The sequence below is a fragment of the Bacillus sp. N5-665 genome (assembly GCF_022637375.2).
Classification (GTDB): domain Bacteria; phylum Bacillota; class Bacilli; order Bacillales; family Bacillaceae_G; genus Bacillus_A; species Bacillus_A wiedmannii.
In genome coordinates this window covers 4,197,719-4,218,322 of sequence record NZ_CP093325.1, presented here as the reverse complement: position 1 = coordinate 4,218,322, position 20,604 = coordinate 4,197,719, and the positions used below count along the sequence as shown (strand labels likewise).

The following is a 20,604-nucleotide window of genomic DNA, read 5'->3' as shown; positions in this document are numbered from 1 at the left end:
AGGCTCTTTTGTTTACATGTAATTATGACAGCATCTGCCGTATTTTGTTGAAGAATAAGAGGAGATTTGTACGTAAGCATTGAATTATATAAGGATGCACATAATGGAGAGGAGGCTCGTTCATGTCATTTAAAGACTATGAATATAAACGGCCAAATATTGAAGAATTAAAAGAAAAGTTTACTGTTGCTTTAGAGAAGTTTGATAACGTAAAAACGGTAGAAGAACAAAAACAAGTCATCAATTCAATTAATGAAATTCGCAACGACTTCGGTACAATGGGGAATCTTTGTTACATTCGTCATTCTGTTGATACGACAGATGCTTTTTATAAGGAAGAGCAAGATTTCTTTGATGAATTCTCTCCAGTTGTACAAGGATATGGTACAAAGTATTATAATGCGTTAATTCATTCTCCATTCCGTGAAGAATTAGAAGCGTATTATGGAAAGCAATTATTTGCTTTAGCGGAGTGTGATTTAAAAACATACTCTGATGAAGTTGTGAAAGATTTACAATTAGAGAATAAATTGTCTTCACAATATACGCAGTTATTGGCATCTGCAAAAATTGACTTTGCAGGAGAAGAAAGAACGTTATCACAGCTTATTCCATTTATGCAAGGGAAAGAAAGAAGTGAACGTAAAGTAGCAAGTGAAGCATATTACGGATTTTTAGCTGAGAATGAGCAAGAGTTAGATCGTATTTATGATGAGCTTGTTAAAGTGAGAACGAAAATCGCCAAATCTTTAGGTTTCAAAAACTTTGTTGAACTTGGATATGCAAGAATGTACCGTACAGATTATAATGCGGAAATGGTCGCGAATTATCGTCAGCAAGTACTTGATTATATCGTTCCCGTTACAACGGAATTAAGAAAACGACAACAAGCACGTATCGGTGTAGAGAAGTTAGCATATTACGACGAAAACTTTGAGTTTGCTACTGGTAATCCAACTCCAAAAGGAGATGCGGATTGGATTGTTAATCATGGGAAAACGATGTATAAAGAGTTATCGGCTGAAACGGATGAATTTTTCAATTTCATGCTAGATAATGATTTATTAGATTTAGTTGCGAAAAAAGGAAAAGCTGGTGGCGGATATTGTACATATATTGAGAATTATAAAGCGCCATTTATTTTCTCAAACTTCAACGGAACATCTGGCGACATTGATGTATTAACACATGAAGCTGGTCATGCTTTCCAAGTATATGAAAGTCGTAAGTTTGAAATTCCAGAATACAATTGGCCAACGTATGAAGCATGTGAAATTCATTCTATGAGTATGGAATTCTTTACATGGCCATGGATGAAGTCATTCTTTGAAGAAGATGCAGATAAATATTATTTCTCTCACTTAAGTTCAGCACTTCTGTTTTTACCGTATGGTGTATCTGTTGACGAATATCAACATTATGTATATGAAAATCCAGAAGCATCACCAGAAGAGCGTAAGACAGCATGGCGTAATATAGAGAAAAAGTATTTGCCGCATCGTGATTATGAAGATAATGATTATTTAGAGCGCGGTGGATTCTGGCAACGTCAAGGTCATATTTATAGCTCGCCGTTCTACTATATCGACTACACATTAGCACAAATTTGCGCACTGCAATTTTGGAAACGTGCAAGAGATAATAGACAAGAGGCATGGGAAGATTATGTGAATCTGTGTCAACAAGGTGGAAGTAAATCATTCTTGGAATTAGTAGAAGTTGCAAATTTAACATCACCATTTGCTGAAGGTTGTGTGAAAAGTGTCATTACAGAAATTGAAGCGTGGCTACGTGCGATTGACGACACAAAATTGTAAAAAACATGCGCTTTTTTTCACATGTTTAACATCGACATAACGAGAAAATGATGAGATAATAAAAGAAAATTCAGAATACTAAAGAGGTGTTTCTAATAAGGAGCACCTCTTTTCACCAACAAAAAGGGGGGAAAGAAGTATGCTTCAATCTAATATGGATGTGAGTTTAGAAAGTTTGGTGAACTCATTAAAGTCTACTCGAAGCACGCTATTATCAGAAATTGAAATGTTAAATGATACAGAAGTGAATGTAAAGCCACGCCGTGATAAATGGAGTATTATTCAAATTTTGCATCACTTGCATTTAGTTGAACAATCAGTTACATCTGCCCTTGTATATGCTTTACAAAAAAATGAAAGAAACACGACTCCATTTAAAGACCTCCAACTTACGCTTGATCGCACACATAAACGAGAAGCTCCTCAGCAAATGGAACCAACAGAAACTTTAATGAAAAAACAGCAAGGAATTCAATTACTAGAGCATTCACGACAAGAACTATTACACGCGCTTCATAGTGTGATAGATGAAAAAGATTTATTTGAAAATGGATTAAAGCATCCTATTTTTAATGATTTGAATTTGTATCAGTGGGTTCAATTTCTTGATTTGCATGAACAAAGACATCTTACGCAGTTAAAAGAGGCGAAACACGCAATTTTGCAACGATAATCAGAAGGAAGTGGGAGACCACTTCTTTTTTGATGCGTGCATAGTTTTCTTTCTTATTTTGGAATACTACATGGAGAAAGAACAGAAGGAGTTGAAAAGTATGTCCAAGAAAAAGAAAGAAGAAGAGCGCGCGTGGAAAGCACGTAAAGAAAATCAAAAACCACATGGTAAAGTGAAAGCCTTTGCTGAATTAGTTGAAGGAACAGAAAAAACGTGATGAGTATTTCATCACGTTTTTTGTATGAGTGGAAAAGTTAATAAGAAGGTTGTACCTGTACCTTTTTCGCTTATAATATCAATTTTTCCGTTCATAGCTTGAATAACACTGAATACGACCATCATTCCAAGACCAGTTCCTTTTTCTTTCGTTGAGTAGAAAGGGGATCCAAGGCGTTTTACTTGTTCTTGATCCATACCAACTCCTGTATCCTTTATATATAACTGAATATGCTTATGATCAGGAACTAATGAGAAATAAAGATCACCGCCTTTTGGCATGGCCTCAATGCAGTTTTTTAAAATATTTAACAAGCATTGATTTAGTTTTTGTTTTTCTCCCGCGATAAAAAAAGAAGTGCTTTGCTTTATATAATGAGTACGCACATTTGCTAAATTAGCAAGAGGTGTAATTAACGCTAATGCGTGTAGTAGTTCTTCTTCTAACTGTAATGTTTGTTCTTTTTCAATACTTGGTTTTGCAAAGGTTAAATAATCTGTAAGAACGTGATTTGCTTGTTCGATTCCGTTAATGGCTATGTCGATATATAATTTTCGCTCTTGCTCAGTGCATGTATCTGACTGCAAAAGTTGTAAAAATCCTTTTGTTGAAGTTAATGGATTACGAATCTCATGAGAAATGGACGCTGCCATTTCTCCAATTAAATGAAACTTTTCAGCATTCATAAGTTCGTTTTGAAGACGAACTTGAGTTTGTAATATGTGTAGTAAATATAAAATAAGTATCGTACCAAGTATCGTACATAACTCATACACAATAATATGTGGTATATAATCAGTCTTATTTGTAACCTTTGAAAGGAAGAAAGGTATCCAACTAAATCCGTATGTGAGACTGTAGATAATGGCAAGTGCTACTTTTATACGATTAGAAGTTCGATTGAAAACTTTATATGTAAATAGTAGGACAATAAATAGAAGGATAGAACCGATAAGCGATGGGAAAACACCTATTCCCCCTAATAAGAAGCGGTATATGTTTAATACAGTTAAGATGGAAGCACCAGCAATAGGGCCTCCTGTTAATGTACCGACAATTAATACGATATGGCGCATATCAAATTGAAATCCATAATTTGTTTTTGCTCCGAAAGTAATACATAGTATGGTAGCGAGGCAACATAATGCAATAAATATAGCTGAATTTAATTTAGGAGAACGTTTCCCTTTTTGATTCCAAAATAGATGGTATACGAGCATTGTAACAAGGATGAATAATATATTTAGAAAGAGATAAATAATAAAGGGTTTCAGTGGTATGCCTCCTCTCTTCTCGCATTAAATTAATCATACTATAAAATGAAAGAAATGAAATGAAAAATAGCGGAAAAATCAGAAATTTTTTATGGTAGTATACAATATGTTACAATAAGCTTTGTCAATGAAAGAAGGAATTCCGTGCATTGCACGGGAGAGGTTCGCGAACTCCCTCTATAAAAAACTATGGAAACAACAATATCTTTAGGTATTGTTTTGTTTTTTTATTGTGACAGTTCAAGAACGTTCTTTCTTCTTATTCGTAGTAGAGAAGGAGAATGAGTGAAATGAAAAAAGAAAAGGCAGTTGTTGTTTTTAGTGGAGGACAAGATAGTACGACATGTTTATTTTGGGCAATAGAGCAGTTTGCAGAAGTAGAAGCTGTAACGTTTAATTACAATCAACGTCATAAGCTAGAAATTGATTGTGCAGCGGAAATTGCAAAAGAGCTAGGAATTAAACATACGGTACTAGATATGAGTCTATTAAATCAACTTGCTCCAAATGCGTTAACTAGAACGGATATGGAGATTACACATGAAGAAGGTGAATTGCCATCGACGTTTGTAGATGGACGAAATTTACTATTCCTATCATTTGCTGCTGTATTAGCAAAACAAGTTGGGGCACGTCATATTGTAACCGGTGTATGTGAAACTGATTTTAGTGGTTATCCAGATTGCCGTGACGTGTTTGTGAAATCGTTAAACGTTACTTTAAATTTATCCATGGATTATCCGTTCGTAATTCATACACCACTTATGTGGATTGATAAAGCGGAAACATGGAAATTATCAGATGAACTTGGAGCATTCGAATTTGTTCGAGAAAAAACATTAACATGTTATAACGGAATCATTGGTGATGGTTGCGGTGAATGTCCAGCATGTCAGCTTCGTAAAGCAGGATTAGATACGTACCTACAAGAACGCGAAGGAGCAAATAACTAATGGATAATTTCTTTGGATTTCGCATCGTAGAAAATTTGCAAAAAATGGACAAGGATATTCAGCGTAAACAGCTCAAATATCATAATAAAAGAGTAATGGTCAGCAAGGAATTTACATTTGATGCAGCACACCATTTACACTGTTATGAGGGGAAATGTAAAAACTTACATGGTCACACATATAAAGTTGTATTTGGGATTAGTGGATATGTAAATGAAATAGGTCTTGCGATTGACTTTGGAGATATAAAAGAAATTTGGAAGAATGAAATAGAAATTTATTTAGACCATCGTTATTTAAACGAAACGTTACCAGCAATGAATACGACTGCTGAAAACATGGTCGTTTGGATTTATGAAAAGATGGCAGAAGCATTACTAAAAGATAATCGTGCGAACGAATATAAAGGAGCTCGTGTTGAATTTGTTCGTCTTTTCGAGACGCCAACTAGTTATGCGGAAGTAAGACGGGAGTGGATGCTCGATGAGTAAAATTCCTGTCTTAGAAATATTTGGTCCGACTATTCAAGGCGAAGGAATGGTTGTGGGACAAAAGACGATGTTTATCCGTACAGCTGGCTGTGATTATAGTTGCGCATGGTGTGATTCTGCTTTTACGTGGGATGGATCGGCTAAGGAACAAATTAGACAGATGACAGCAGAGGACGTTTGGAACGAGCTTGTAGAAATTGGTGGCGAAAATTTTTCTCATGTTACGATTTCAGGTGGAAATCCAGCATTGTTGAAAAATATTGAGTTTCTTCTTTCTATATTAAAAGAGAATGGAATGCGGACGGCAATCGAAACGCAAGGGAGTAAATGGCAAGATTGGTTACTTCAAATTGATGAGATAACGATTTCTCCAAAACCACCAAGTTCGACGATGAATACTGATTTTCAGAAGTTAGATGCTGTTATTCAGAAACTAGCAGGAAAAGATATTAGTTTAAAGGTAGTAGTATTTGACGATTATGACTTTGAGTATGCAGTTAAGATGCACGAACGTTATCCAGATGTTCCATTCTTCTTACAAGTAGGGAATGATGATACAAAAACTGTGGATGATGCGATGTTGATTAAAAAATTATTAGATAAATATGAGTGGCTTATTGAAAAAGCGGTTAACTGTAAAGAAATGAATAATGCAAAAGTATTGCCACAGCTTCATGCGTTAGTATGGGGAAATAAACGCGGAGTATAATGAGAAGGGATGTTTAAAATGGCAGGAAGATTAGATGAAGATTTAAAAGATGTAACATTATTAGGAAATCAAAATACAAAATATTTATTTGAATATAGCCCAGAAATTTTAGAGGTATTTGATAACAATCATCCAAACCGTGATTATTTTGTGAAATTTAATTGCCCTGAATTTACAAGCTTATGTCCGAAAACAGGTCAACCAGATTTTGCAACAATTTATATTAGCTACATTCCAGAACAAAGAATGGTAGAGAGTAAATCTTTAAAGCTATATTTATTTAGTTTCCGCAATCATGGTGACTTCCACGAAGATTGCATGAACGTTATTATGAATGATTTAATTAAATTAATGGATCCGCGTTACATTGAGGTATGGGGGAAATTCACACCACGTGGAGGGATTTCAATTGATCCTTACTGCAACTACGGTCGCCCAGGCACGAAGTATGAACAAATGGCAGACTACCGCATGATGAACCATGATCTATATCCAGAAACAATTGATAATCGTTAATATATAATAGAAAGAAAGGATCTGTATAACATACAGATCCTTTCTTTCTATTATATTATGCATTTTGATTAATGACAGTATAGTTTTTATGACTTACAACTGTAAGAGGTTCCATATCTAGTTCTCTAAAATTTTCCATAATTGTTATATCTACAATAACGGAGTTTTGATTTACTTTTTGAACACGGCCTTGCATTCCACCTTTAAATTCAATGATATCTCCAGTTTCTGCGATCTGCATAAGCAACTCTCCTTGTTACAGTTTTCCAAAAAAAGAATAATTTTGGTTTTTTTTTATTTCCTCTTATTTTGAACCATATTGTCTAGTTTGTAAATGTTTCCAAAGTAAAAATTCGAAAAATATTCACATTTTGTAAGAAAATATGCAAGAACTCCAAGTTATTAGAAAAAAAGAACGGTTTAAATGCGTGTATCTTTATATAGGGGTATAATGAAAAATATACAATAACCTACTAAAGTGGGAGAAATTAGAGGCGGTAAAATGATGTTTGAATTTGTGGGGAGTGTTATAGCATTAACTTTATTTGTATTTTCTTATATAAATTTAAAAAAGATTCGTCATCATGAAACGACTACATATTTTGATGGGATGGATGGTATACATGCTGGGGTCACACATGAGAGTGGCGGGGATATGTAAAGGTGTATAACTTTCTTTTTTTGCGTGGTATGATATTTAAAAATAGTACATAATAGAGTTCGTAAGTGATGAATGGAGAGTGGAAAGAATGAAGATTTCTTTTATTCGTCATGGCCGCTTAGATCGTACTATAGAACCAATGACGGTTACATCCTTTCATGAATGGATGAAAGGATATGACTTACATACTATAACAGAAAAAGCACCTATACCAATGGAAACAATGGAAGCGGTTGAAGCAGCAAAGTTGATTGTAACGAGTGATCAAAGGTGTGCTATACAGTCAGCAGCTGAATTAATGAATTCTTTATCTTTTATGCAAAATTCTCTTTTTAGGGAAGCTGAAATTCCGACGAGTTTTTATGCTCCAACATGGTTGAAATGTAAACCTAACGTATGGATGTTTATCGGGCGAACATTATGGATACTTGGTTACCATAAAGGTGTTGAGTCTTATAAGGAAGTAAGAGAGAGGGCAAGGCAAGCAGCTTACTTATTACACCGTTATGCTCTCGTACATGGAAGTATTGCTCTTGTAGGTCATAATTACATTAATGCAATGGTTGGTGCGGAGCTGAGAGCGATGGGATGGTCTGGTTCTCCTATTTTACATAGGAAGCCATGGGGATGTACAACCTATACATTCCACGAAGCGATGGATGGAAATGTATTAAATACAAAATTAACATAAAAGCACACGATTTATATATAAATCGTGTGCTTTTATGTTAAGATATAGAAATTTTGATGTTTAATGTTTTTACGAGATGTGCATAAGGTTCGCCTACAAGCATAACGATTTGATCTTTTTTATAACCTAGTTTTTCATATAGTGAATAGGCACGTTTGTTTTCTAAATTAACAAGTAATGCGATTTTTTCATACTCCTTTTCAGTTGCATGGATTTCAGCAGCTTCAATTAATTTAGAACCAATTCCTTTTCCGCCATATGCACTTGAAACTGATAATGTATCAATGTAATATTCATCAAGCTCAGCTTCTTTTTCTAACGTAATCGACTCATTTTTATGTAATTCTCTTAAGTGACGAACAATTGGCGCATCAAGCATTGTTGCTTCACTACCGTGATAAGCGACAATAATTCCGACCGCAATTCCGTCTTGTTCATATACAAAACAGTTTTCGTAGCTCAGTCGATTTCTCTCTTTTGAGAACCATGTTTCAAGTCCTAGTAATACTTCTGTTTCAACAGTGCTACCTGTGATTTTTTCAGCAATTTCGTGCAGAGCGTTATACAATAAAGGCGCAATTGCCTTCGCATCTGTCTTTTTTGCTTTCCGAATCATAGTATCCCTCCTAGTTCTATTTATATATTGTAGCATAGTGGTATGGAACTTTGCATAATTGAATGTCGAAATGTTTGATATAGAGAAGTAGCTATGTTAGTATATGATATTTAGTGGACATATAGTAAAGTAATATCGTTTGTGAATAATGAAAATGAAATGAAGGTATAGCACCTGGATAATTTTACAGTTGTTGACCTATAGAATATACGATAAAATAAAATATTGCATAGAGGTGAAATACATGGATGAACAATTAGCAAATACAATTTTGGATCAGCTGAAAAATGGTGAAATAAAGGAGTATGTTGCAACGAAAGATGTATTTTATACGTTTAGGAAAGTTGTAGTAGGGCGTGAAGATTTTAAACATATTATTGGAAACGCGCAGCGCGGCGGACAAGTAATTTATACATATTCAGAAACGCCACGTTCGTAACTAGAAGAATATAGGGGAGGAGAATTATGGGCGATTTTAAACAAGGCATATTACCGCATTGGGATTATATGTGGAAAGATAGAGCCGGCAATAGGTTTATGGGGATGGTCATGTACCCAGAGAAACGAAAGTGTTCGGCAAAAATGCTTCAGAAAATAAAAAGAGCATATGAAGAGGCTGTAGAAATTAAAGTAACTGTACAAGTTCAACATACATTTCAGTACGTAGAAGGAATGATTGTGTACTTTGATGAAGAAGCTCCTGTATGTACAATGATTGATAAAGATGAAAATCCACATCATATATTTGTAAAAGATATTTTGCGTATTGAGCACTCTGAATAATCTTTTCATAAATAAATTGAATTTCCATAATAATAATCTTTTTCTATAATAGTTATCTTTTAGTATGTAACGCGAACCGAAAGTATATGTATAATATTTAATAAAGTAAAATTGATAAATGTAATCGTTTTTTAGAACAGATTATCGTTTCATGTCTGTTCTTTTTTTCGTGATGCTGGAGAAATATATTCCTCCAGCATTTGCCGTTTTATGACAAAATATATTGGTAACTTTTTTAAAAATAAGGTTAAATTCGTTGACAACTTTTTTGAAAAGCACTTTATTGACATGAGTTTTAGAATGTTGTTTCATAGTCATTGTATTGAAAAAAATCGACTGTCTTGTCGAAAAGTAAAATTTAAAAAAAGAAAGAATTTATACATATATCTTGTGTCTTATTTTGAAACGTAATACAATATATAGAGAAATCAAGAAACAACATACAGAGAGTATAGATTGGAGAGGGAGGGTCGGAAATGATAGTTGCATATGATTCTATGACAGGAAACGTGAAGCGTTTCATTCACAAATTAAATATGCCGGCCGTTCAAATTGGTGAAGATCTAGTAATAGATGAAGACTTTGTTTTAATTACGTATACAACAGGTTTTGGCAATGTACCAGAACGTGTTTTAGAATTTTTAGAGCGCAATAATGAAAAATTAAAAGGCGTATCTGCAAGCGGCAATCGTAACTGGGGAGACATGTTCGGTGCAAGTGCTGACAAAATTTCTGCTAAATATGAAGTGCCTATTGTATCAAAATTTGAGTTATCAGGAACAAATAACGATGTAGAATATTTTAAGGAAAGGGTGCGGGAGATTGCGACACATTGAACTGAATAATGAAATCACGCAAATGCAGGACGGTTTTTATCAGCTTCATAAAGATAAAGAGGCATTAGAAGTCTTTATGGAAGAAGCTAGAGAGAATACCGTTCATTTTAATAGCGTGGCAGAGCGAATGGAGTATATGAAAGAACATGATTACTATTACAACGTTCTGGACGAGTATAGCTTGGAGGAAGTAGAAGAGGTATATAACATCGCTTATGGTGAAAACTTCGAGTTCCAATCTTATATGGCAGCATCTAAGTTCTACAAAGATTATGCGTTAAAAACAAATGATCAAAAACAATACTTAGAAAGCTATGAAGATCGTGTAGCAATTGTTTCATTATACTTAGGACGCGGTGATGTTGCGAAGGCAAAACACTTCGCAAGCATGATTGTAAAACAAAACTACCAACCAGCGACACCAACCTTTTTAAATGCGGGACGAAGCAGAAGAGGAGAAATGGTGTCTTGTTTCTTGTTAGAGATGGATGATAGCTTAAATTCAATCGGCTTTAACATTAATACTGCAATGCAATTATCAAAAATCGGCGGTGGAGTAGCTTTAAACTTATCTAAGCTACGTGCACGCGGTGAGCAAATTAAAGGTATCGATAATGCTGCAAGTGGTGTAGTACCTGTTATGAAATTACTTGAAGATTCGTTTTCATATGCGAATCAGCTTGGGCAACGAAAAGGAGCCGGCGCAGTATACTTAAACATTTTCCATTGGGATATTATTGAATTCCTTGATACAAAAAAAATAAATGCCGATGAGAAGAGCCGTATTCAGTCTCTATCAATCGGAATTATCGTTCCAAGTAAGTTCTTCGAGCTTGCTGAGAAAAACGAACCTTTCCATGTTTTCGCGCCTTATACGGTGTATAAAGAATACGGAAAGCATTTAGATGATATTGATATTGATGAAATGTACGATGAATTAATGAGCAATCCGAAAGTGAAGAAGAAGCCGCTAGATATTAGTGCACGTGATATGCTTATTAAAATTGCTATGATTCAGCTTGAGTCTGGTTACCCATACTTAATGTTTAAATCAAATGCAAATAACCAACATCCACTGAAGGATATTGGAACTGTGAAGATGTCGAACTTGTGTTAAATATGTAGCACCTTCTAGTAGAAATGCTAGTCGAAAACTCCGTTAAACGGGGAAAGCCTCAAATTTGAGGTAACCTACCGTGCTAAATCTTATCTTAGAATGAACATATAAAAGTTCAGAATGTATCTTATTATTTTGTATAGCAGAGTTATGGGACAACATAAAGTAATAAGAGACTTTCTGAAAGATTAAGATAAGTAAAAGCCTAACGACTATCCCTTATGGGAGTAGAGCGCAAGCGATTGGCGTTCGAAAAGCGGAGCACCTAATCAGGTAATGCTGTAGGTGATGATATAGTCTGTCCTGTATGGTGACATACAGCAGTTGCATGAGCAACGGACTGAGGAGTAGCGGACTCGGTTGAACATTCGAGACAGAAATCTTCCAGCTTCAAGAAACTTCTGAAATAAATGATTACGGTACAGAGGATATTATCCGTCGTGATATTAACTGTAACTTAGGATCGTTAAATATCGTAAATGTAATGGAAAATAAAGAAATTCGTGAAGCCGTTCATGCGGGAATGGAAGCTTTAACAGCTGTTTCTGATATGACGATCATTCCGAATGCACCAACTGTGAAAAAAGCAAATGATGAGCTTCATTCAGTTGGACTTGGCGCAATGAACTTACACGGATATTTATCAAAAAACAAAATTGCATATGAAAGTGCAGAAGCGAAAGAGTTCGCTCGTACATTCTTTATGATGTTAAATTACTACTCTATTGAGAAAAGTATGGAAATCGCTAAAGAAAAAGGCGAAACATTTAAAGACTTCGATAAGTCTGATTATGCAAATGGCACATACTTTGAAAAATATGAAACGACAGATTACAGCCCAGTAACTGAAAAGGTTCAGCAACTATTTGAAGGAATTCATATTCCAACAAAAGAAGATTGGACAAGTTTAAAAGAGCAAGTGAAGAAGAATGGATTATATAATTCATACCGTCTTGCTATCGCTCCAACACAATCTATCAGTTACGTTCAAAATGCAACTTCAAGCGTAATGCCGATCGTAAGTCAAATCGAATCAAGAACATATGCGAATGCGACAACATATTATCCAATGCCGTATTTATCAAAAGATACGTTCTGGTACTATAAATCTTCTTACGATATGAATCAGTTTAAATTAATTGATTTAATCGCAGAAATCCAAGAACATATTGACCAAGGAATTAGTACAATTCTTTACGTTAACAGTGATATTTCAACACGTGAGTTAGCACGTTACTACATCTATGCACATAAAAAAGGCTTAAAGAGTCTGTATTATACGAGAACACGTAAGTTAAGCGTGGAAGAGTGCGTAGCTTGTACCGTTTAATATAAAAAGTGAGACATCATGAGCAGGGTTTTCTGAACCCTGCTCATGCTTAGTTATCAATTTTTCATGTTTATTTAGAGAAGGGGCGATTGAATGCGTGCGGTAAACTGGAACAAAAAAGAAGATGATTTTAGTTTAATGTTTTGGAAGCAAAACATCGCTCAGTTTTGGACAGAAGAAGAAATCGCGGTATCTTCTGACAAAAATACTTGGGCACAATTATCAAAAGAAGAGCAGGTTGCTTATAAGCGTGTATTAGGTGGTTTAACACTTTTAGATACGAAACAAGGTGGCGAAGGGATGCCACTTGTACTTGTTCATCTTGAAAATTTACAAGCGAAAAGTGTATTAGCTTTCATGGGAGCTATGGAAGAAGTACATGCGAAGAGTTACAGTCATATTTTCACAACGTTAGCTACAGAAGAAGAAATTGATGATATTTTTGAATGGGTAGACAATCATCCATTACTTGAGAAAAAAGCTGGTATTGTTACTAGTTACTATCGTCGTTTATTAAAGCCTGAAGTAACGAAAAAAGAGTTATACATGGCAATGGTAGCAAGTGTATTTTTAGAAAGTTACTTATTCTATAGTGGATTCTTCTACCCACTTTACTTAGCAGGTCAAGGTAAATTGACGGCAAGTGGTGAGATTATTAACCTAATAATTCGTGATGAGTCAATTCACGGCGTATTCGTCGGTATTTTAGCACAACAACTCTTCGCAGAACTTTCTGCAGAAGATCAACAAGAAGTGCAAAAAGAAACACAAGAGTTATTAATGGAACTATATGAAATTGAAATGGCATACACAGAAGAAATTTACACTTCTATCGGTCTTGTAGAGGATGTAAATCGTTTCGTTCGTTACAATGCGAATAAAGGACTTATGAACTTAGGACTTGAGCCGAAGTTTGAAGAAGAAGAAATTAACCCAATCGTTTTAAATGGTTTACGTACAGATACGAAAAACCATGATTTCTTCTCTGTAAAAGGGAATGGTTACGTAAAAGCAACGAACGTTGAAAAGTTATCTGACGATGACTTCGTGTTTAATTTTTAATATACGATCATAAAGAAAAGCTGTCTTATTCATTGATAAGACAGCTTTTCTTTATGGATTTGTTTACATAACACTATTATTTTCGTATAACGATTTTCGTTAAAAAAGTTCTATCCATTAGCTGGATAGAACTTTTTTGTAATTAAATGGGTATTTACAATCCTTTTGTATCGGTGTATTATTTAACTAGTACACCAATACAAAAGGAGGGAAGAAATGAAAATAGAGTTTTCTCCAAATACACCAATATACATTCAGGTAATGGAATACATAAAAAAAGAAATCGTAACAGGACATTTATTGCCTGGTGATAAAATTCCCTCTGTACGTGAATTAGCGAGTGAATTACAAGTAAATCCAAATACGATTCAGCGTACATTTCAAGAGCTAGAACGGGATGGGGTTGTTGTAACACGTAGAGGAATGGGTCGATATGTAACGAATGAAGGGGAGAAAATTATGGAGCTGCGAAAAGAGATGGCGAAAGAATTACTTCATTCTTTTATAGATGGAATGGACAATTTAGGTTTTTCAGAAGAAGAAATTCTTACAATCCTTCGTTCTTCATTACATGAGAAGAGGGAGGAGAGCGAATGACAGAGTTATTAAAAATAGAAAACTTATGGAAGAGATACGGATTAAAAGCAGTGATCCGTGAATTAAACATAGAGATTACGGAAGGGAAAATTATAGGACTCGTCGGAGATAACGGAAGCGGGAAAACGACGTTATTGAAAATGATTGCCGGTCTGCAGCATCCTTCTGAAGGCAGTATTACAATCGCTGGTAAAAAAGTAGGATTAGAAACGAAAGAAATTGTTTCTTTTATGTCGGATAAACCAGTATTTGATGATTGGATGACGGTAAAAGATTCTTTATTCTTCTATCGAGATTTTTATAAAGACTTCGACATTCAAAAAGCGGTAGATACGATTGCGGAATTTAAAATACCGTTAGAAGAAAAAATTACAGCTTTATCAAAAGGTATGGTTGAAAAGCTACAAATTATTTTAACATTTTCGAGGAAAGCAAAGTTATACGTACTAGATGAACCGCTTGGCGGAATTGATCTTGTTTCTAGAGAACACGTATTAGAACTTATTTTACAGTTTTATCGCGAAGATTGTACGATTTTAATTGCAACACATTTAATTGGAGAAGTGGAAAATATTTTTGACGAAGTAATCTTTTTAAAAGATGGTGAAAGTGTACTGCATGAAAATGTAGAGGAATTACGTTTCCAACGAGGAAAAGCTGTCACAGATGTGTTTAAGGAGGTGTTTAGTAGATGAAGGCCAGTTTAATATATATGTACAATGCGAATAAAAAACAAATTTTCATTTCGTTATTGTCATTCATATTTATTGCAGCTGTCGCTTTTGTAAGTATGGGGAATTATATTAAACAAGAATCAGGAGAAGTAAGGCAAATGATTACAATTGCTTTAGTATTCTTAGTTTATTTAATTTTTGCGGTATTAGTATTTCTGCAGGCGATGTCTGCGTTTGGGAAAATGACTGAAAGTAAATTATTTCGGTTAACACCGATATCTGGTAAAAAAATTGTTTTAGCAATATTGTCATATGCAGCAATTAGCTTAATGTGTTTTGAATTAATAGGTGCTATGTTTTTCTATAGTATCTCGATGAAAGTAATAAAAGGTACAGAACTCCATGAATTGTTATTTACCGAAAGTACACTTACGCTAGATATGGTAAAGCAGTTATTTAGTAGCGTGTTATATGTATTTAATTTATCAAGTATATTGTTAGTCTTACTTTTTATAGTAGCTGGTGTGAAAGTATTTTCTTTGAAAAAGAAAAAAATGGAGTACGTAATTATTTTCTTCCTATTTTTACTAGTAACGAAAGTAATCAATCTGATATATGAAATGCTGGGCCGACTTGCGCCTATACCTACTTTTATTAAAAAATTAGTTTATATAGATGAATCGGCGGATATGAATCTCATATTATATCCAGAAAGACTTATGAATTTATATAGTCTTACTTTTTCAATCGGTATATTTGTTCTACTTGTTTATATAACAGGTCGCATAATCGATAAAAAACTAGAAGTCTAAAGGAGGAATCGACATTGGGAAACGTAGTAGTAAAGTTAGAGAATGTTCGAAAAAAGATTGGTGGAACGGAAATTATCCGCGGTTTATCATTTGAAGTTCGCGAAGGGGAAGTGTACGGGTTTCTTGGACCGAACGGTAGTGGTAAAACGACGACAATTCGTATGATGACAGGTCTTATATCAATGACAGAGGGCGATATTACAATTTGTGGTCATAGTATTCGCACGGAGCGTGAAAAGGCGCTAGAGCAAATTGGAGCGATTGTAGAAAATCCTGAACTATATGATTATATGACTGGAATGCAAAACTTAAAGCATTTTGCGAATATGGCAATTACACCAATTAGTAAAGAGCGCATTGCTGAGATTGTAAAGCTTGTCGAATTAGAGCATGCGATTCATAAAAAGGTGAAAACATATTCACTTGGTATGAAACAACGTTTAGGAATTGCACAGGCATTACTTCATCAGCCAAAAATCTTAATTTTAGATGAGCCAACAAATGGATTAGATCCAGCTGGTATTCGCCAAATTCGTGATTATTTACAACGTTTAGCGAAAGAAGAGAATATTGCTGTAATCGTATCAAGTCACTTATTAAGTGAAATTGAACTAATGTGTGATCGCGTCGTTATTATTAAGCAAGGTGAGTTTGTGCAGGAGTACAACTTACACGAACAAGCGAAACACGATGAGACAGTAGTTGTAGCATTTGAAGTAGATCAAGTACAGAAAGCAAATGAAATCATTAAAGGTAAGACGCAAGGAAATGTAATTGCAGTATCTGTAATGAAAGAAGAAATCCCACAACTTGTAAAAAAACTTGTGAATGACGATGTGCTTGTATACGGAGTTACTGTTCAAAATAAAACGTTAGAGGATGAGTTCTTAGCGATTACAGGGGGAGTGAAAGCGTAATGTTTAAATTAATTCAAAATGAATTTTTAAAGTTACATGCGAAAAAAGGTATGTATATTTTAATTGGTGTCATTGCAGTATTGGAGATTTTGGGAGTTTTAGCGATGCTGAAATGGGGAGACGGAAGTGAATTTAAAGGATCATATTTAGATTTTGCAAGTTCAGAGATTGGTTTAATTACTTTGTTTGCAACAATTTTTGGGATTACGATTGCTTCTCGTATGATTACTGATGAGTTCCAAAAAGGTACAATTAAGCAGTTATTAATCCGTCCAAGAAAACGAATTACAGTTTTATTCTCTAAATATATTACAGTGTTACTTACTATAGTGTTTATCATATTTGCTAGCACTTTAATTGCAATGATTATTGGTGGAATTGTAATGGATGGTAGTAAAACAGAATTAACGGTAGGAATCGTAATGAAATCTACTTTATATCAAGTACTTTCACCGTTCTTCTTTGCAACACTTGCATTTTTCTTAGCAAACGTGTTTAGAAAGTCTGTATTACCATTAATTATTACGATGTTCCTCTTCTTCTTACAAGGACCAATTAATATGGTACTGATGATGTTTGCAAAAGGTGTAGCGAAATTTGTAGTGTTTTTCCATTTAAATTTAAGTGTGTACGATAGTAATAAACTAGTAAGTGGTGGAACGGAACCAACATTTACAGAGTTTACATTTACAACTTCATTATTACTTGTAGCTGCATACTTTGTTGTATTACTTGTAGCATCAAGTGCATTATTCCAAAAACGTGACGTATTATAATAGAAGAAATCCCCGCTTGTAAAAACGGGGATTTTTATTACATAACTTTCTCGTAGATTTCAATTGAAAGAAAAGAATGATTACTATATATGTTGTTCAAAAGTGTTTGAGACAAACAGGAAGAATTTCAACTATATTCATATTATAATTTAGTTATCACACCATTTATTTTACTATCTTTGGGGGTGTTCTATATGCACTATGCATTTTCACGTATAAGACTACGTAGCTTTTTTGGATGGATGATTATAGGGGTGTTCCTTACGATGATTCCATTAGGTCTATCAAATGTTTCTGAGAATACGATGGAAGTTATTTCACAAATAACATTATTTTTTGTATTTCCGTTATTTTGGTTATACGTAAAAACAAATAAAAATAATGTTGTATTTAACAGTTTTTTTGATAAGCCAGGACGTTTACCGTGGGGATTAATTGTATTAGCAACGATAATGGGAATGATTTTTTCAGTTGGTATATCTCATATTCAATTTTACATATTAGCACATACGTTACCGAATTTCTTAGTTACTATGTTAGAAGACGGAAATATTATTAACACGAGTAACGTATATATGACGATATTTACTTTCATTTCAGCATGTGTATTAGCACCTATTATGGAAGAGGTTATTTTTAGAGGCTTCTTTTTACAGCGCATGGCTTATAAATGGGGCATTAAAAAAGCTGTAATCGTATCTTCACTTATTTTTGGTCTAGGACATTTTGATGTTATTGGTGCGTTCATGTTTGGTGTTGTAATGTGTCTTTTATACATAAAGACGAAAAATATATGGACGAATATCGCTGTGCACGCTCTAAATAATTTAATTGCAACAAGTATGCAATTTGTCGGTGGAGAAGAGAGTAGCGCAATCTCAATTACTGAATTACAAACACAAAGTAATTTATGGATCGGTATCGGTCTTACAGTTGTTGGGTTACTTTGGTTAATTCCTTACGTTTGGAAGCAATGGCGTACAGTAAAAGAAGTAGGTGTGCCACCAGTACGCTTTATAAATGAGGAAAAAGTAGTGAGTGCATCACAAGAAAATGAAGTGTATAGTCAAGTAATTGTAACAGATAGACTGATGGCTGTAGAGCTACCAGATGAGGCTGTAAATAAGCTTCGATTAGAAGAAAATGATTATGTAACAGTATCTGTAGAAGAAGATAAAATTGTTATAAAGAAAGCACAGGATAGATAATTAAAAAGTAGCTCCTAAAGAGCTACTTTTTAATTTGTAATAATTTCTACACGAAAATTATTACCGTTCTTTACATATTTAATATCTGTAACGATACGGACTGTTTTTAAAATCTCCACTTTTTCACCAATTCGAGGGATAGTGGGAACATTATCCCAAATGCCAAGCAAGTCGTCTAATTGTGCCGTTTTTTCATAAAACCAGATTTTCAATGTAAAGCCCCTTTCTCGAACTTTATGTATTTTAATACATAATATATTATTTTTATTCTTAATGTAAGGGGTTTTTAAATGTTTTTTGAATAAAAATAAATTAAGCTTCTGGGAAGATATGTTCAATATCAGGAGTAAGAGATACTTCTGATAATACGATATGAGAAACTGTCGTTGCATATGAAGAAACATCATTGATAAAATCTTCAAGTTCAACGAGTGAAGGAACAGAAATTTTTACAATGTAGCATAAGCTTCCTGTTACTCGGTAACAAAAACTTGCAGATGGATAAGACTGAATAAACTGTTGCATACGTGTTGTATCACCATTTTTTAAAGTGATTTCTAAAATACAATCTAAAACAAGTCCTGCTTTTTTATAATCGATATCAATTGTGTACTTTTGAATCACGCCTTCACTTTCAAGTTTGCGAACACGTTCTGCAGTAGACGGAGCAGATAAGTTTACTCGTTTCGCCAATTCACGCATGGAAAGGCGACTATCATTATATAATTCATTTAAAATCTTTCGATCGACACGGTCTAGTTGCATTTGTAAATATACCTCCAGTAAAATAATAATTTTTGTAAAGGAAAAATATAAATTAAGATTCATATGAAATGTAAAGTGAACTTTATTTATTTTACAATAAAACGGAAGGAAATAGGAGGGGAAATGATGGAGAGAATTTCATTATCAAATGTAGGAGTTACAAAGTTTCAAAAGTTATTAGGGCATAATCCAGATCTATTACATTCATGGAGTATGGTAGAGAATACACTGTACAATAAAGGAACACTTTCAGCAGAGTTGAAGGAGCAAGTGAGAAGAACATTAGCGTACGGGAATGAATGTCCGTACTGTATGGCAAAGGGAAGACCTGATGATATGCAAAAAGTAGAAGAAATGAGTGTAGCAGTTACTTTTGCACATACATTTGTTCATGATAAAAAGGCAATAGATGATAATATGTTTCATGCATTGAAACAATATTGGACGGAAAAAGAAATTGTAGAGCTTTGCGCTTATATTTGTTTTATTACTGCGTCACAACAACTTGGTTTTCTGTTTCAATTACAGCCGAATGAAGGAGAAAATGATGACTAATCAAATAGCACTTATTATAATTGATGTACAAAAGGCGTTTCAGTTACCATACTGGGGCGAGAGAAATAATCTTTTTGCTGAAGAAAACATGAGAATGTTATTAGCAGAATGGAGAAAAAGGAAACGACCAGTTTTTCATATTAAACATGTAAATAAAGAAAATGCTCAATCGATGTTTTATGAAGGAGCGGAAACGGTGAACTTTAAAGAAGAGCTGAAGCCATTACCAGGTGAAGTGATTATTCAGAAATCTGTTAACAGCGCGTTCATTGGGACAAATTTAGAAGAGCAATTAAGAGAGAACAAATGTAATGCAGTAGTGGTTGTAGGATTAACGACAAATCATTGTGTGGAGACTACGACACGAATGGCAGGAAATTTAGGATTTACAACGTATTTAGTGAGTGATGCACCGGCTACTTTTAACCGTAAAGGTCTAGATGGTAAAGAGTATAATGCAGAGGATATTCACAATATGACACTTGTAAATTTACATGAAGAGTTTGCTACGATTGTAACGACAAAAGAAGTGTTAAAATTATTTTAAGAAAATA

Annotated in this window: 27 protein-coding genes, 1 pseudogene and 1 riboswitch; of the genes and pseudogenes, 23 read left to right on the top strand and 5 right to left on the bottom strand. The window is 34.2% G+C overall.

Translation table 11 applies throughout. The features are described 5' to 3' along the window. The first annotated feature begins 122 nt into the window (after positions 1-122). The 3 genes from MNO09_RS24255 to MNO09_RS24245 all read left to right on the top strand — a co-directional run bounded on the left by MNO09_RS24255 (position 123) and on the right by MNO09_RS24245 (position 2,707). Positions 123-1,817, top strand: a complete 1,695-nt coding sequence (locus MNO09_RS24255) for a M3 family oligoendopeptidase (RefSeq protein WP_000008594.1) — start codon at positions 123-125, stop codon at positions 1,815-1,817. A 139-nt stretch (positions 1,818-1,956) separates the two neighbouring features. Then, positions 1,957-2,490, top strand: coding sequence for a DinB family protein (locus MNO09_RS24250; RefSeq protein WP_000941959.1), 534 nt, complete (start codon positions 1,957-1,959; stop codon positions 2,488-2,490). 100 nt (positions 2,491-2,590) lie between these two features. Continuing rightward, positions 2,591-2,707, top strand: coding sequence for a DUF6254 family protein (locus tag MNO09_RS24245; RefSeq protein ID WP_000038254.1), 117 nt, complete (start codon positions 2,591-2,593; stop codon positions 2,705-2,707). Between the two features lie 11 nt (positions 2,708-2,718). Here the strand turns inward: MNO09_RS24245 and kinB are convergent, their stop codons facing one another. Continuing rightward, positions 2,719-3,927, bottom strand: coding sequence for a sporulation sensor histidine kinase KinB (kinB, locus tag MNO09_RS24240; RefSeq protein WP_002096779.1), 1,209 nt, complete (start codon positions 3,925-3,927; stop codon positions 2,719-2,721). A gap of 207 nt (positions 3,928-4,134) precedes the next feature. Continuing rightward, positions 4,135-4,178, top strand: a riboswitch (PreQ1 riboswitch). 93 nt (positions 4,179-4,271) lie between these two features. Here kinB and queC point away from each other — a divergent pair. Genes queC through queF form a run of 4 tightly spaced genes read left to right on the top strand, consistent with a single transcriptional unit; the run spans position 4,272 to position 6,650 of the window. Beyond that, positions 4,272-4,934: a 7-cyano-7-deazaguanine synthase QueC gene (gene queC, locus MNO09_RS24235; protein WP_000711595.1), complete on the top strand. Its 663-nt coding sequence runs from the start codon at positions 4,272-4,274 to the stop codon at positions 4,932-4,934. Continuing rightward, positions 4,934-5,425: a 6-carboxytetrahydropterin synthase QueD gene (gene queD / locus MNO09_RS24230; protein ID WP_000368411.1), complete on the top strand. Its 492-nt coding sequence runs from the start codon at positions 4,934-4,936 to the stop codon at positions 5,423-5,425. The genes queC and queD overlap by 1 nt, the downstream gene beginning before the upstream one ends. Further along, complete coding sequence (queE, locus tag MNO09_RS24225; RefSeq protein ID WP_000036302.1) at positions 5,418-6,134, top strand: 7-carboxy-7-deazaguanine synthase QueE; 717 nt, start codon at positions 5,418-5,420, stop codon at positions 6,132-6,134. Before queD ends, queE begins: the two co-directional genes overlap by 8 nt. Positions 6,135-6,152: 18 nt before the next feature. Continuing rightward, the gene (queF, locus tag MNO09_RS24220; RefSeq protein WP_000918895.1) at positions 6,153-6,650 is read left to right on the top strand and encodes a preQ(1) synthase; all 498 of its coding nucleotides are present in this window, start codon (positions 6,153-6,155) and stop codon (positions 6,648-6,650) included. 55 nt (positions 6,651-6,705) lie between these two features. Here the strand turns inward: queF and MNO09_RS24215 are convergent, their stop codons facing one another. Continuing rightward, entirely contained in the window at positions 6,706-6,891 is a 186-nt protein-coding gene (locus MNO09_RS24215; protein ID WP_001165081.1) for a YkvS family protein, read from the bottom strand. 264 nt (positions 6,892-7,155) lie between these two features. Between MNO09_RS24215 and MNO09_RS24210 the strand changes: the two genes are divergently transcribed. Then, positions 7,156-7,311: a hypothetical protein gene (locus MNO09_RS24210; protein ID WP_002096778.1), complete on the top strand. Its 156-nt coding sequence runs from the start codon at positions 7,156-7,158 to the stop codon at positions 7,309-7,311. Between the two features lie 88 nt (positions 7,312-7,399). Then, positions 7,400-8,002, top strand: a complete 603-nt coding sequence (locus MNO09_RS24205) for a histidine phosphatase family protein (protein ID WP_000703110.1) — start codon at positions 7,400-7,402, stop codon at positions 8,000-8,002. Between the two features lie 37 nt (positions 8,003-8,039). On the opposite strand, the gene MNO09_RS24200 is transcribed toward MNO09_RS24205, so the two are convergent. After that, positions 8,040-8,618, bottom strand: a complete 579-nt coding sequence (locus tag MNO09_RS24200; RefSeq protein ID WP_000619522.1) for a GNAT family N-acetyltransferase — start codon at positions 8,616-8,618, stop codon at positions 8,040-8,042. Between the two features lie 244 nt (positions 8,619-8,862). Here MNO09_RS24200 and ykzS point away from each other — a divergent pair, with 244 nt between their 5' ends. From ykzS to MNO09_RS24140, 12 genes and pseudogenes are all read left to right on the top strand, one after another. Further along, positions 8,863-9,057, top strand: a complete 195-nt coding sequence (ykzS, locus tag MNO09_RS24195; protein ID WP_000344283.1) for a protein YkzS — start codon at positions 8,863-8,865, stop codon at positions 9,055-9,057. Between the two features lie 26 nt (positions 9,058-9,083). Next, the gene (locus tag MNO09_RS24190; protein WP_000502200.1) at positions 9,084-9,401 is read left to right on the top strand and encodes a hypothetical protein; all 318 of its coding nucleotides are present in this window, start codon (positions 9,084-9,086) and stop codon (positions 9,399-9,401) included. 476 nt (positions 9,402-9,877) lie between these two features. Then, positions 9,878-10,237: a class Ib ribonucleoside-diphosphate reductase assembly flavoprotein NrdI gene (gene nrdI, locus MNO09_RS24185; RefSeq protein WP_000634376.1), complete on the top strand. Its 360-nt coding sequence runs from the start codon at positions 9,878-9,880 to the stop codon at positions 10,235-10,237. Beyond that, positions 10,224-11,351 (top strand): annotated as a pseudogene (locus MNO09_RS24180) (ribonucleotide reductase barrel domain-containing protein); the annotation flags it as partial. The gene nrdI and the pseudogene MNO09_RS24180, both read left to right, overlap by 14 nt. Before the next feature lie 436 nt (positions 11,352-11,787). Further along, entirely contained in the window at positions 11,788-12,684 is an 897-nt protein-coding gene (locus tag MNO09_RS24175) for a ribonucleotide reductase barrel domain-containing protein (protein WP_347280222.1), read from the top strand. A 93-nt stretch (positions 12,685-12,777) separates the two neighbouring features. Then, entirely contained in the window at positions 12,778-13,746 is a 969-nt protein-coding gene (nrdF, locus tag MNO09_RS24170; protein WP_001203019.1) for a class 1b ribonucleoside-diphosphate reductase subunit beta, read from the top strand. A gap of 216 nt (positions 13,747-13,962) precedes the next feature. After that, positions 13,963-14,343 (top strand): GntR family transcriptional regulator, encoded by a 381-nt coding sequence (locus tag MNO09_RS24165; protein ID WP_000687513.1) that lies wholly within the window; start codon positions 13,963-13,965, stop codon positions 14,341-14,343. Further along, complete coding sequence (locus MNO09_RS24160; protein ID WP_000137713.1) at positions 14,340-15,038, top strand: ABC transporter ATP-binding protein; 699 nt, start codon at positions 14,340-14,342, stop codon at positions 15,036-15,038. The genes MNO09_RS24165 and MNO09_RS24160 overlap by 4 nt, the downstream gene beginning before the upstream one ends. Continuing rightward, positions 15,035-15,829, top strand: coding sequence for a hypothetical protein (locus MNO09_RS24155; RefSeq protein ID WP_000647930.1), 795 nt, complete (start codon positions 15,035-15,037; stop codon positions 15,827-15,829). Before MNO09_RS24160 ends, MNO09_RS24155 begins: the two co-directional genes overlap by 4 nt. A 14-nt stretch (positions 15,830-15,843) precedes the next feature. Next, positions 15,844-16,746, top strand: a complete 903-nt coding sequence (locus MNO09_RS24150; protein ID WP_000528799.1) for an ABC transporter ATP-binding protein — start codon at positions 15,844-15,846, stop codon at positions 16,744-16,746. Further along, entirely contained in the window at positions 16,746-17,522 is a 777-nt protein-coding gene (locus tag MNO09_RS24145; protein WP_000475441.1) for an ABC transporter permease, read from the top strand. The genes MNO09_RS24150 and MNO09_RS24145 overlap by 1 nt, the downstream gene beginning before the upstream one ends. Positions 17,523-17,716: 194 nt before the next feature. Beyond that, positions 17,717-18,730, top strand: coding sequence for a CPBP family intramembrane glutamic endopeptidase (locus MNO09_RS24140; RefSeq protein ID WP_000558815.1), 1,014 nt, complete (start codon positions 17,717-17,719; stop codon positions 18,728-18,730). A 29-nt stretch (positions 18,731-18,759) separates the two neighbouring features. Here the strand turns inward: MNO09_RS24140 and MNO09_RS24135 are convergent, their stop codons facing one another. Together MNO09_RS24135 and MNO09_RS24130 are read right to left on the bottom strand one after the other, a co-directional pair. Next, complete coding sequence (locus tag MNO09_RS24135; protein ID WP_000707104.1) at positions 18,760-18,942, bottom strand: DUF3913 family protein; 183 nt, start codon at positions 18,940-18,942, stop codon at positions 18,760-18,762. Positions 18,943-19,042: 100 nt separating this feature from the next. Beyond that, positions 19,043-19,495 (bottom strand): Lrp/AsnC family transcriptional regulator, encoded by a 453-nt coding sequence (locus MNO09_RS24130; protein ID WP_001175491.1) that lies wholly within the window; start codon positions 19,493-19,495, stop codon positions 19,043-19,045. 63 nt (positions 19,496-19,558) lie between these two features. Between MNO09_RS24130 and MNO09_RS24125 the strand changes: the two genes are divergently transcribed. Further along, the gene (locus tag MNO09_RS24125; RefSeq protein WP_097860091.1) at positions 19,559-20,050 is read left to right on the top strand and encodes a carboxymuconolactone decarboxylase family protein; all 492 of its coding nucleotides are present in this window, start codon (positions 19,559-19,561) and stop codon (positions 20,048-20,050) included. Continuing rightward, complete coding sequence (locus tag MNO09_RS24120) at positions 20,043-20,597, top strand: cysteine hydrolase family protein (RefSeq protein ID WP_000184441.1); 555 nt, start codon at positions 20,043-20,045, stop codon at positions 20,595-20,597. The genes MNO09_RS24125 and MNO09_RS24120 overlap by 8 nt, the downstream gene beginning before the upstream one ends. The last annotated feature ends 7 nt before the right edge of the window (positions 20,598-20,604 follow it).